Origin of the sequence: Mariniflexile aquimaris, from assembly GCF_042676825.1 — a bacterium.
GTDB lineage: Bacteria > Bacteroidota > Bacteroidia > Flavobacteriales > Flavobacteriaceae > Mariniflexile > Mariniflexile aquimaris.
The window spans coordinates 54,332-66,951 of record NZ_JBHTIB010000028.1 but is presented as its reverse complement, the minus strand read 5'-3'; the positions used below and the strand labels follow the sequence as shown (position 1 = coordinate 66,951).

The 12,620-nt window shown below is 34.3% G+C and carries 12 protein-coding genes; 8 read left to right on the top strand and 4 right to left on the bottom strand.

The features are described 5' to 3' along the window. Positions 1 to 2 precede the first annotated feature (2 nt). Positions 3 to 1,097, top strand: coding sequence for an ABC transporter permease (locus ACFQ0I_RS16255; protein ID WP_379944018.1), 1,095 nt, complete (start codon positions 3 to 5; stop codon positions 1,095 to 1,097). Positions 1,098 to 1,128: 31 nt separating this feature from the next. On the opposite strand, the gene ACFQ0I_RS16250 is transcribed toward ACFQ0I_RS16255, so the two are convergent. The 4 genes from ACFQ0I_RS16250 to ACFQ0I_RS16235 form a co-directional block, all read right to left on the bottom strand. Then, entirely contained in the window at positions 1,129 to 1,878 is a 750-nt protein-coding gene (locus tag ACFQ0I_RS16250; protein ID WP_379944017.1) for a sugar phosphate isomerase/epimerase family protein, read from the bottom strand. 276 nt (positions 1,879 to 2,154) lie between these two features. Beyond that, complete coding sequence (locus ACFQ0I_RS16245) at positions 2,155 to 2,841, bottom strand: hypothetical protein (RefSeq protein WP_379944016.1); 687 nt, start codon at positions 2,839 to 2,841, stop codon at positions 2,155 to 2,157. Positions 2,842 to 3,003: 162 nt separating this feature from the next. Beyond that, positions 3,004 to 3,615: a ribosome biogenesis GTP-binding protein YihA/YsxC gene (gene yihA, locus ACFQ0I_RS16240; RefSeq protein WP_379944015.1), complete on the bottom strand. Its 612-nt coding sequence runs from the start codon at positions 3,613 to 3,615 to the stop codon at positions 3,004 to 3,006. A gap of 78 nt (positions 3,616 to 3,693) precedes the next feature. Continuing rightward, on the bottom strand, positions 3,694 to 4,458 hold the full coding sequence (locus tag ACFQ0I_RS16235; RefSeq protein WP_379944014.1) for an alpha/beta fold hydrolase: 765 nt from the start codon (positions 4,456 to 4,458) through the stop codon (positions 3,694 to 3,696). Between the two features lie 292 nt (positions 4,459 to 4,750). Here ACFQ0I_RS16235 and mraZ point away from each other — a divergent pair, with 292 nt between their 5' ends. The 7 genes from mraZ (at position 4,751) to murD (ending at position 12,604) form a co-directional block, all read left to right on the top strand. Further along, entirely contained in the window at positions 4,751 to 5,221 is a 471-nt protein-coding gene (mraZ, locus tag ACFQ0I_RS16230) for a division/cell wall cluster transcriptional repressor MraZ (RefSeq protein WP_379944013.1), read from the top strand. Next, entirely contained in the window at positions 5,208 to 6,104 is an 897-nt protein-coding gene (gene rsmH, locus ACFQ0I_RS16225; RefSeq protein WP_379944012.1) for a 16S rRNA (cytosine(1402)-N(4))-methyltransferase RsmH, read from the top strand. Before mraZ ends, rsmH begins: the two co-directional genes overlap by 14 nt. A gap of 64 nt (positions 6,105 to 6,168) precedes the next feature. Then, positions 6,169 to 6,486: an FtsL-like putative cell division protein gene (locus ACFQ0I_RS16220; protein ID WP_379944011.1), complete on the top strand. Its 318-nt coding sequence runs from the start codon at positions 6,169 to 6,171 to the stop codon at positions 6,484 to 6,486. Between the two features lie 62 nt (positions 6,487 to 6,548). Further along, positions 6,549 to 8,510: a penicillin-binding protein gene (locus tag ACFQ0I_RS16215; RefSeq protein WP_379944055.1), complete on the top strand. Its 1,962-nt coding sequence runs from the start codon at positions 6,549 to 6,551 to the stop codon at positions 8,508 to 8,510. Further along, complete coding sequence (locus ACFQ0I_RS16210; RefSeq protein WP_379944009.1) at positions 8,507 to 9,970, top strand: UDP-N-acetylmuramoyl-L-alanyl-D-glutamate--2,6-diaminopimelate ligase; 1,464 nt, start codon at positions 8,507 to 8,509, stop codon at positions 9,968 to 9,970. Before ACFQ0I_RS16215 ends, ACFQ0I_RS16210 begins: the two co-directional genes overlap by 4 nt. 7 nt (positions 9,971 to 9,977) lie before the next feature. Beyond that, positions 9,978 to 11,219: a phospho-N-acetylmuramoyl-pentapeptide-transferase gene (mraY, locus tag ACFQ0I_RS16205; protein ID WP_379944008.1), complete on the top strand. Its 1,242-nt coding sequence runs from the start codon at positions 9,978 to 9,980 to the stop codon at positions 11,217 to 11,219. Positions 11,220 to 11,266: 47 nt separating this feature from the next. Beyond that, complete coding sequence (gene murD, locus ACFQ0I_RS16200) at positions 11,267 to 12,604, top strand: UDP-N-acetylmuramoyl-L-alanine--D-glutamate ligase (protein ID WP_379944007.1); 1,338 nt, start codon at positions 11,267 to 11,269, stop codon at positions 12,602 to 12,604. Positions 12,605 to 12,620 lie beyond the last annotated feature (16 nt).

Sequence of the window (12,620 nt, the reverse complement as noted above, 5' to 3'; positions counted from 1 at the left end):
TTATGAGTCATAAATCGAACTCGCTAAAACAATTAGCGCTCCAAAAATTTAAAAAAAACTTTTGGGGCGTTTTTAGTTTCTATTTTATTGTTTTGGTAGGATTCATTTCTGTGTTTGCTTATGCTTTTGCGCCAGATAACTCGCAATATGCCAATCAGATGCATTTAACAATTCATTCAAAAAAACCGGGGTTTAAAGTAACGATGCTTACAATTCCTTCGCAGCTAGAATCGAATCAAAGCGGGATTGATAAATTTTTCTTCGGAAAACAAAATACCGATACCGAAATTCCAATTTCAAAATATAATGTAAGTCGCGATACTTTAAATTATTTAGAATATGCTTCTGATGGCTTGGAGGGAGTGGAAAAATCAATACCATTAAATGTATTTACTAACAAGAAAGTTGATGAATATATAAAGGAAAAAACATTTCTTTTTGGCACCGATAAATATGGACGCGATTTATTAAGTCGTATTTTAGTAGGGGCTAGAATTTCATTTTTTATTGGTTTTGTAGCAGTATTTATTTCCTTGATAATTGGCATTTTTATGGGAAGTGTGGCAGGTTATTTTGGCGGTAAAATAGATGCCTTTATTATGTGGATTATTAATGTAACCTGGTCTATACCAACCTTGTTAATGGTAATTGCTATTACACTGGCATTAGGAAAAGGGTTTTGGCAGGTATTTATTGCAGTGGGACTTACTATGTGGGTTGAAGTGGCGAGAGTAGTGCGCGGACAAATAATTAGTGCTAAAGAAATGCAATATGTTACAGCAGCACGAGCTCTAGGATACAACGATTATAGAATCATTACGAAACATATATTGCCAAATATTATGGCGCCTGTTATTGTAATTTCGGCAGCTAATTTTGCGGCAGCCATTTTAATTGAAAGCGGACTTAGCTTTTTAGGTATTGGTGCACAACCGCCTATGGCAAGCTGGGGAGCTATGATTAAAGATCATTATAATTATATTATACTTGGAAAGCCCTATCTGGCCCTTATACCTGGTATTTGTATTATGAGTTTAGTGATGGCATTTATGTTAGTTGGAAATGCACTGCGCGATGCTTTAGACGTGAAGGCTTAGGTTGTAAACAAATTAGTAACAATTTATGCTACTACTTTGTTATTAAAGAGCGTAAACCATTAATGTTTTGCTCAAGAACACTTTTAGCGTCTTTATTTTCAACATGTCCCATGATCCCCCAAGGGCCTTTAAAGCCATTATCTCGCAATTGCTTTATCATGTCTTTCTCGAAATCACCCGATCCAATTGGTGAAATTTTTGGGCCATCTTTTGTCATGCCATTTAAATTAACACAAGCTAAATAAGGCATTATTTTTTGTGCTATTTGCGGAAAGTCATCTAAATATTGATGCGCATGGTGAAAGTTATATACCATAGTTAATTTGTGCTGTGGCAACGCATTAATAATTTCAATCTGATTGTTTATATCCCCAAACCAACCGCTATGGTTGTATAATGCAATATTACAGTCTATTTCTTGTGCTTTCTCGTAAACAAATGTAATGAACTCACTGGCTTTAAAAATAGATTGCTCCTGAGTTAGATTTTTAAAGAAGTTATTGCTAAAACTTACCCATAAGGTAGTTTTTATTTGCTGTGCTTTTAAAATTTCAAAAATTCTTTCATTCGACGGACTTAATCTGCCCAAGCTATCTCTTTCGGCATTAAGCCAAAGCCAAACAGAAATAATTTCGATGTTATTTTCTCGTGCTAATTTAAGTTCGGTTTCTGTGTCGTCTAAATGTTTATCTCGCCAATCGTAGGCGTACTTGGTAAAACCCAATTCCTTTAGCATAGAAATTCGTTCTTGAGGTGAACGCTGCATGGAGTCGTATGCCACAATACACCAAGGGTAGAGGTTATTTGTTTTTAGAAATTTATTCTGCTTAAAGGAACAAGAACAAATAATTCCCAAAAGGCACACTAAAAAGACCGTAATCTTGTTGAAATATATCATGGGTTCTAAGATTTATTTCAAGTAGGTGTTATTTCACTAAATCATTCCTAAATCGGTGATTCATTCTATTAAACTAGATCTATTTATAATATGGTTGGTCTTTCTAAACTTAAAAGAACTAATTATAAAAATGATTTAAAAGAAGAAATAACCCTTCTTTTACTCATGAAAGATACTAGATTTTCCGCTCTTTTTTCTGTAAATCTTAATAGAATAAATTATAATTGCAACCACTATTAAACTTAAGAAAAAGTACGTTGCAATTACATACCCAATTCTGTATTTTGGTGGTTTACCTAAATATTGACTAATGTCCTTATTGGTATTTATTTTTATAGAATTAAAGAGTTTGGTTTTAACATCGGCATCAAATTGTGTGTCGCTTGCGTAGAAAAGGGTATATAAATTTTTGTTTAACAAATAAAATTCTGCTTCGTAGGTAGGGGTTTCTAAATCGTTTGCAAATTTCAAATTATAACCAGTAAAGCCTTGTTTTTCAACAAGCGTTTTGCTCTTCAAAAAATAAGGAACTCGGTATCTCATTCTGGCTACAACGCGATCATATTCATCAATTAAACTCGCGTAATCATAAGGCAGTTTAGATAGGCTTTCTTTCTGGTCTTCATTTTCAAAAAGTACTCTTTGAAGAATAAAACTGTAAGAGTTAGTTTTAAATCTGATTTCGTGTATTTTCACCCCATCAACAAGGGTGTCTAATTCAATAAAATCTTTTGGCACATCTAAACTAACCAAGTCATCTATTTTATGCGAGAACATGTCATCGCTATTTTGAGATGTTATAGTGCCAGTAATTAAAACGAAACATAATATAAAAAGCTTTTTCATAATCCTGTGGTTCTTAGAAATCTTGTAAAAAAAATAAAATAAATTGTACTTATCTAAAGTAAACAATTTTTTAACTCCTTTAGCATTTCAAATTTACATTTAATAAAATATTATTTTTTTGAATGGGTGATAGTATTGCTGTTCGTATGAATTAACAGGTGTTTAAAAGTCGTCAAGTTTCATGTTGTCATTCAAGGTGTCGATGTATTCTAAAACGGTATCTTTGCCTGTTTCGTTCGAAGAAGAAGTTATAAAATAATTAGGCATTTCTTCCCAAGTTTCTAGAAGAACAGCTTTATAAGCTTCAATATTTCTTAAAATGGCTTTTGGTTTTAACTTATCGGCTTTGGTAAAAATGATAGAGAAAGGAACGCCATTTTCGCCTAACCACTGCATAAATTCTAAATCGATAGTTTGGGGTTCGTGTCTAATGTCAACCAACACAAATGCACTGACTAATTGCTCGCGTTGACTAAAATATTCGGTTATAAATTTTTGAAATGTCTTTTTTGCGTTTTTAGAAACACGGGCATAGCCATAACCAGGTAAATCTACTAAGTGCCAGTTGCTATTTATTAAAAAATGATTTATCAGTTGTGTTTTTCCCGGTCGTCCTGAGGTTTTTGCTAAACTTTTACGAGCAGTTAGCATATTTATAAGCGACGATTTACCAACATTACTTCTGCCAATAAAAGCGTATTCGGGTAATTTTGCCTTTGGGCATTTCGCCACATCGGAATTACTCATTACAAATTCAGCAGATTTAATGTGCATGCTAAAAAATATTTGTCATTCCCGCGAAGACGAGAATTTATTAATTTAAACTTTGGATTTAATTTATTGAATGTTTCGTTACAATCCCCTTTTTTGCAACCAGGTATCCATAATTTGGTTAAACTCCTCTGGGTGTTCCATCATGGCGGCATGTCCGCATTTGTCTACCCAATACAGTTCAGAGTCTGGTAAAAGACTATCAAATTCTACGGCGACTTCTGGTGGCGTAACGTTGTCGTTTTTACCCCATATTATGCACGTTGGAACATGCATCTTTGGTAAATCTTTTGCCATATTATGCCTGATAGCGCTTTTTGCAATGGCTAAAGTTTTAACCAGTTTGTTACGGTCGTTTACCGTAGCATAAACTTCGTCAACAATTTCTTTAGTCGCAATAGCGGGGTCGTAAAACACATCTTGTGCTTTCTTTTTAATTACTTCGTAATCACTGCGTTTTGTGTAACCGCCTCCCATGGCGCTTTCATATAGTCCAGAGCTACCTGTTATTATAAGTCCTTTTACTTTTTCTGGGTAGAGTTTTGTGTGATATAATCCTATGTGGCCACCTAGCGAATTGCCTAACAAAATAACTTCATCATAGCCTTTAAATTCTATAAAATTATGTAGGTATTTTGCGAAACTTTTTACGTTGGTTTTTAATAAAGACATGGAGTAAATTGGCAGTTCGGGTATCACAACAGTATAGCCTTTTTGGCTAAAATATTCTATAACCGAATCAAAATTACTTAAACCTCCCATTAAGCCATGTAGAACAATAATTGGGGTGCCTTTACCAGCTTCAATATAGCTGTAATTCTTCTCTTTTTTTAAACTATGCGTCATTAATCAATTAGTCATTGCTTTGAAACAAATATAGTTATTTCATTCATATTTCAACTACTTTATTGGTATTCAAAATTAATATTTCAAAATATAAAGTTTATTGTTTACAAGGCCATTTTCTCTACCTGTTTAATCTATTGGTAATTAGGATGCATGGTTTTAAAAACGCGTTTGGTTGCTGTAAAAACCGTATTTGAACGAAAATTTATTAACAAAGTGGTATAAAGTGGTAAAAAGTGGTAAAATTTTCAATATATTTGAGTTTTAAACTTATAAAGTTTTTCAAATCACATTGGACTTATTAACAGGAACATACGATTGTAAGGTGGATGCTAAAGGCAGACTTATGATGCCCGCGCCACTAAAAAAACAGCTGTCTTCGGTTTTGCAAGACGGTTTTGTTTTGCGTCGTTCTGTTTTTCAAAAGTGCTTAGAGTTGTATCCAATGAGCGAATGGCAAGTGCTTATGCAGAAAATAAATAAGCTTAATAAGTTTAAGAAAAAGAACAACGATTTTATTCGTCGCTTTACCGCTGGTGTTAAAATGGTTGAAGTTGATATGAATGGCCGATTATTAATACCTAAAGACTTAACAGTTTTTGCAAATATTTCAAAAGACATAGTCATTACTTCGGCAATCAATATTATAGAAATCTGGGACAAAGATTTGTATGAGCAGGCTATTGATGATGCTACTATTGATTTTGCAGATTTGGCTGAAGAAGTTATGGGACAAGATGATGACGAAGATGGAATATCATAATCCCGTATTATTAAAAGAAACCGTTGATGGGTTAAATATTAATCCTGATGGGGTGTATGTAGATGTCACCTTTGGCGGTGGTGGTCACAGTAAAGAAATACTAAAAAGATTAGGTGAGAAAGGAAAATTATTTGCTTTCGATCAGGATCAAGACGCTCTTAGAAATACGATTGACGATAGTAGGTTTACCTTGATCAATGAAAACTTTAGGTATATAAAGCGCTTTTTAAGGTTTTATGGGGTGAAAGAGGTAGATGGAATTTTAGCAGATTTTGGAGTGTCGTCACATCAATTTGATGTTGCAGAACGTGGCTTTTCTACACGTTTTGAGGCAAATTTAGATATGCGCATGAATCAGCAAAACGAATTATCTGCGTATCAGGTTGTTAATAAATATGATGAAGAGCAATTAAAACAAGTGCTTTTGCAATATGGAGAATTGCGTTCGGCGCCAGCAATGGCAAGAGTTATTGTAGAGCAGCGTGCTTTGAAACCGATTGTAACAAGTGAAGAATTAAAAGCAGTCTTGAAAAAGTTTTTGCCACCACGACATGAAAATAAAGTTTTGGCTCAAATATATCAAGCCATTCGAATAGAGGTTAATCAGGAAATAGAAGCATTGAAAGAATTTTTGATGCAAACGCCAGAGCTTTTAAAAAAGGGAGGAAGATTAAGTTTTATTTCTTATCACTCTTTGGAAGATAGATTGGTAAAGCGTTTTATTAGAAATGGATTATTTGAAGGGGAGCCAGAGCGCGATATGTATGGGAATTTTGATGTGCCGTTTAAAAAAGTGAATGGGTTAATAGTGCCATCTAAGCAAGAAATTAATATAAACAGTAGGGCAAGAAGTGCCAAACTTAGAATTGCCGAAAAGTTATAAGTAAAACGCCAGAGTGATAAATGGCTTGTTTGGAAAATAGTTGAAAAGCAATAAATATTGACACGTGAAAAAAAATGTTTATAAAATATTAAAAGGGACTTTTTTAGTGAGCGACGACTCATTTAAAAATTGGCGGTTTATAATTTTTATTTCAGCGTTGGCTATAATAATGATTGCAAGTTCGCATAGTGCCGATAAAAAAGTATACGAAATTGCCAGATTGAAAAATGAAGCTAGTGAAATGCGTTCGGCTTTTATAGATGGTCGTTCTAAACTTATGAAGCTAAAAATGGAGTCGGGTATTGTGGAGGTTATGAAGGAAAAAGGAATAGCGCCTTCGGTAATTCCACCAAAAAAGATAAAAGTTAAATCTCAAAAATAGGTTAATTCGTGGCAGGTAACGAGAAAAGCATATTAAACCGAGTGTATTTTGTTGCAGGATGTATGTTCATCTTCGGGCTTGCTGTTGCCTTTAAATTATTTAGTATTCAATTTTTACAAGGCGATAAATATAAAGCATTAGCTACCGAGCGGGTTATTAAAAATGTAATTATACCAGCTAACAGAGGTAATGTTTATTCTGTAAAAGGAAATTTGTTGGCAACCTCTATTCCTAAATACGATATTAGATTTGATGCTTTAACACCAACATCTAAAACTTTCGAAAAATATCTTAAACCATTAAGTGATTCTTTATCAAAATACACAGGAAAATCGTCAAGCTATCATGAGAACGAAATACGAAGAGCCAGACTTTTGCGGAATCGTTATTTTTTGATAGCGCGAAATGTTGGGTATTCAGAATATATACGATTACGGAATTTTCCATTGTTAAGTTTGGGAGCATTTAAGGGCGGATTGATTGTTGAGCAAACAACTAAACGCGAACATCCAATGGGTGGCATTGCGCAACGCTCGATAGGTTACGAACGTTTCGATGAAAATGGCAATGTAACAAGAGCCGGAATAGATGGTGCTTTTGGGGTAAAATATTTGCGAGGTACCGATGGTCAACGAAAAAAACAACAAATTGGTAAAGGGCAATGGAAACCTTTAAATGATGCTAATGAAATTGACCCTAAAAATGGTTACGATGTTTATACCACAATCGATGTCAATATCCAGGATATAGCACATCATGCACTTTTAGAGCAATTGGAAAAATACAAAGCAGATCATGGCTGTGTAGTGGTAATGGAAACTAAAACCGGAGAAATAAGAGCCATTTCAAACTTAGGACGAAATAGCGATGGTTATTATTATGAACGTTTGAATTATGCGATTGGAGAATCTCACGAGTCCGGGTCTACTTTTAAACTTATGGCCTTAACAGCGGCCTTAGAAGATAAAGTTATTGATACCAGTGATGTGGTGGATACCGAAAAGGGCATCATCTATTATTACGGAAAAGCAGTAAGAGATTCGCATCATGGTGGTTATGGTAAAATTACAGTGTCAAAAGCATTCGAGGTTTCTTCAAACACAGGTATTGTTAGGGCGATAGATAAGGGCTATGCTAAAAACCCAAGCAAATTTGTAGACCGGTTGTATTCCATGAATCTTAATAGCGATTTAAAACTTCCTTTAATTGGAGAGCCAAAACCTATCATTCCGGATCCACGGATTAAAAACGGACGTTGGAGTGGTATTGCATTGCAATGGATGGCATATGGTTATGGGGTGTCATTCACGCCATTGCAAACGCTTACTTTTTACAATGCTATTGCTAATAATGGTGAGATGGTAAAACCGCAATTTTTACGAGAAGTAAAAGAATTTGATCAGGTGGTGGTGCCTTTTGAAAAGGAAGTAATTAATAAGCGAATTTGCTCTGAAGAAACCATTTTAAAAGTACAAAAGTTACTTAAGAATGTTGTTGAAAAAAAGCATGGTACGGGCCATAAATTGTATTCTGAAAATTTTTCGATGGCAGGAAAAACGGGTACCTGTCAAAAAGATTATGCTAATAAAGATAAATTAAGTTATATCTCCTCTTTCGCAGGCTATTTTCCTGCCGAAAACCCAAAATATTCATGCATTGTAGTTATTCATGAACCCGATAAAAGTGTGGGATATTATGGGGCAGATGTATCTGGTCCGGTATTTAAAAAAATTGCACAAAAAATATTTACAGACACGCCCATTGTAGATGAGGTTAAATCTTTAAATGTTAAAATAGCTTCGGTAGAAAAAGAATACAATAGTTATTATAAAACAGCACAAACCTATAAAACTATTATGCCAAATGTAATTGGCTTACCAGCTATGGATGCCCTCGCATTATTAGAAAATATGCAGGTAAAAGTAAAGGTAAAATTGGAAGGTCGTGGCATTGTTAAAAAACAATCCATCGAGCAAAATATAAAACTAAAAAATAATCAACTAATCGTTTTGTCCGCTTCATGATAGCATTAAAAGACATATTATATAAAGTAACCATTAATGCGGTAATAGGATCTACCGGTGTTCAGTTGAATGCCATTCATTTCGATTCTAGGAACATTAAAAATGGGTGTGTTTTTGTTGCTATAAAAGGAACGCTTTCTGATGGGCATCAATTTATTGATCGCGCTGTAGAGCAAGGAGCTGTTGCTGTAGTTTGCGAATCGATGCCAGAAAAATTAAAAGAAGGTGTTACTTATGTTGAGGTTGATAATTCCAGTAGAGCATTGGCCTTTATGGCATCCAATTTTTATGATAATCCTTCCGAAAACTTAAAATTAGTTGGTGTAACAGGAACAAACGGAAAAACCACGGTTGCAAGTTTGTTGTATCAATTGTTTAAAAAAGCAGGGTATAAAGTTGGATTATTGTCGACTGTTAAAATAATGGTTGATACCGTAGAGCATAAAGCAACACATACCACGCCAGATTCATTAACAATTAATAAGTACCTGGATGAGATGAATGTGGCCGGTGTTGAATTTTGTTTTATGGAAGTGAGTTCGCATGGGATTCATCAACACAGAACAGAAGGATTACGATTTGAAGGTGGCATCTTTACAAACCTTACACACGATCATTTAGATTATCATAGCACTTTTGCTGAATATCGCGATGTGAAAAAATCGTTTTTCGATGCACTTCCAGAAAAGGCATTTGCATTAGTTAATGTAGATGATAAGAACGGTTTGGTGATGTTGCAAAACACCAAAGCAAGAAAATATACGTATGCGTTAAAAGGCTATGCCGATTATAAATCTCAAATATTAGAAAACCAGTTTGGAGGACTTTTATTGAAAATTAATGACAGCGAAGTTTGGACACGCCTTATTGGTAATTTTAATGCTTACAACATTTTAGCTATTTATGGTGCCGCTGAATTGTTAGGTCTTGAAAAGGTAGAAGTACTCCGTTTAATAAGTGAATTGGAAAGTGTAAGTGGACGATTTCAATACATTATTTCTAATAGTAAAATCACGGCGATTGTTGATTATGCTCATACACCAGATGCCCTTAAAAATGTGCTTGAAACCATAAACAGTATTCGTACTAAAAATGAAGAATTAATCACTGTAGTTGGTTGTGGTGGCGATAGAGATAAAACCAAACGTCCAAAAATGGGGCATATTGCCACGGTGTTAAGTACCAAAGTAATTTTTACCAGCGATAACCCGAGAAGTGAAGATCCAGAAACCATATTAAAGGAAATAGAAAAAGGTGTCGAGCCTCAAAATTTCAAAAAAACATTAACTATTAGCGATCGGGCACAGGCTATTAAAACAGCTTGCCAAATGGCACAGCCAAATGATATCATCCTAATTGCAGGAAAAGGTCATGAAACCTATCAGGAAATAAAAGGTATTCGATCCGATTTTGATGATTTTAAAATAGTACAAGAATTTTTAAACCAGTTAAATAAATAACCAACATATGCTGTATTATCTTTTTGATTATTTAGAAAAACAATTCCAAATTCCAGGAGCGTCTCTCTTTGGTTTTATAACCTTTAGAGCGGCATTAGCCATGATTTTGTCGTTGTTAATTTCTACAATCTATGGAAAACGCATCATACTTTTTTTGCAGAAAAAGCAAATGGGAGAAACCATTAGAGATTTAGGTCTTGAAGGACAAAATGAAAAAGCGGGTACACCAACTATGGGTGGTATAATCATCATTCTTGCTACATTAATTCCTGTATTGTTGCTGTCTAAATTAGGTAATGTTTATATCATACTTTTAATAATAACAACTTTATGGATGGGAACCATAGGGTTTATAGACGATTATATTAAAAAGTTTAAACAAGATAAAGAAGGCTTGAAAGGGCGTTTTAAAGTGCTCGGACAAGTCGGGTTGGGAATCATTGTAGGTGCTACTTTATATTTTAATCCGTATGTGACCATAAAAGAGAAATTGCCAGTTGAAGTGCGTCAGCAAATGCTTGTTGAAAATCCTAATATTTCACAAACTAAGCTTTTTAAAGAGGAATCAAAATCCACAAAAACAACGATTCCTTTCGTGAAAGGGAATGAATTTGACTATGCCGATATAATTACTTGGATTAGTCCAAAACTGAATGAGTATGGCTGGGTAATATTCATTTTAATTTCAATATTTATAATTACAGCAGTGTCAAATGGCGCTAATCTTACCGATGGTATAGATGGATTAGCCGCTGGTACCTCGGCGATTATCGTGTTAACCTTGGGAATTTTTGCGTGGGTATCTGGTAACATTATATTCTCAGATTACCTCAATATTATGTACATCCCGAGAGTCGAAGAAATCACAATTTATATCACGGCTTTTGTGGGTGCGCTAATCGGGTTTTTATGGTATAACGCCTACCCTGCGAAGGTTTTTATGGGCGATACGGGTAGTTTAACAATTGGAGGAATTATAGCAGTTATAGCGATTGCAGTTCGTAAAGAATGGTTAATTCCGGTGCTATGCGGTATTTTTTTAGCCGAAAACCTATCGGTAGTTATGCAAGTGAGTTGGTTTAAATATACCAAGAAGAAATATGGTGAAGGACGACGTATTTTTTTAATGTCGCCGTTGCATCATCATTATCAAAAGAAGGGATATCATGAAAGTAAGATTGTAACGCGATTTTGGATTGTGGGTATTTTGTTGGCAATCCTTTCAATAGTAACCTTAAAAATTAGATAATAAATGTCTTTCCCACGAAGGAAGGAATCTTATGAAATGAAAATGAAATGTCAAAACAAAGATTAGTCATATTAGGAGGAGGCGAAAGTGGTGTTGGAACAGCGCTTTTAGGAAAAGCGAAAGGCTACGAAGTTTTTGTTTCTGATAAGGGAAAAATAAAAGATAAATACAAAGAAGTTCTTATACATAATGAGATTGACTGGGAAGATGAAAATCATTCTGAAGAAAAAATTCTGAATGCCAACATCGTTATGAAAAGCCCTGGAATTCCTGATAAAGTGCCATTGGTAAAACAGATTCGTGAAAGTGGAATTTTAGTGGTTTCTGAAATTGAATTTGCTGTAAATTATACTAGTGCAACTATTGTTGGTATTACCGGCAGCAATGGTAAAACAACAACCGCCACTTTAACGCATCATATTTTAAAACAGGAATTGGCAGTTGGTTTAGCGGGTAATATTGGCGACAGTTTTGCGAAACAGATTCTGGAAAAAGATTACCCAAATTACGTTTTGGAAATCAGCAGTTTTCAGTTAGATGACATCGTAAAATTTAAACCGCATATCGCCGTAATTACAAACATAACACCCGACCATTTAGATAGATACGATTATAAATTAGAAAATTATATCGCATCAAAATTCAGAATTGCAGAAAATCAAACAAAAGATGATTATTTGATTTACGATGCCGATGATGACATACTAACAAAATGGTTGCAAGAACACCCGGTTCAATCCACATTATTGCCTTTTTCATTGGTTAAAACCATAGAAAATGGCGCTTATTTAAAAGATAAAAATATAATAATAACAATAGATAACAACCAAATAATTATGCCGACAACAAGTCTAACTTTAGAAGGAAATCATAACATTAAAAATGCAATGGCAGCTTCTACTGTAGCGCATTTATTAAAAATTAGAAAACAAACCATACGCGAAAGTTTAGAGAATTTTCAAGGTGTAGAGCATCGATTGGAGCAGGTGCTTAAAATTAATAAAGTTCAATATATAAACGATTCTAAAGCAACCAATGTCAATGCGACATATTATGCTCTAGAAAGTATGGACGCGCCAACAGTTTGGATTGTTGGAGGTGTAGATAAAGGCAATAATTACGAGGAATTATATTCTTTCGTAAACGAAAAAGTTAAAGCAATAATCTGCTTAGGTGTTGATAATGAGAAGCTATTGAAAGCATTCGGCAATATGGTTGACACAATTATTGAAACAAAACATATGAGTGAAGCTGTGAAAATAGCTTACAAAATTGCCGAAGCGGGCGATAATGTACTATTGTCTCCAGCCTGTGCAAGTTTCGATTTATTTGAAAACTACGAAGACAGAGGTCGACAATTTAAAGAAGCAGTTAGGAATTTATAATCAATTTTAAAAGGTA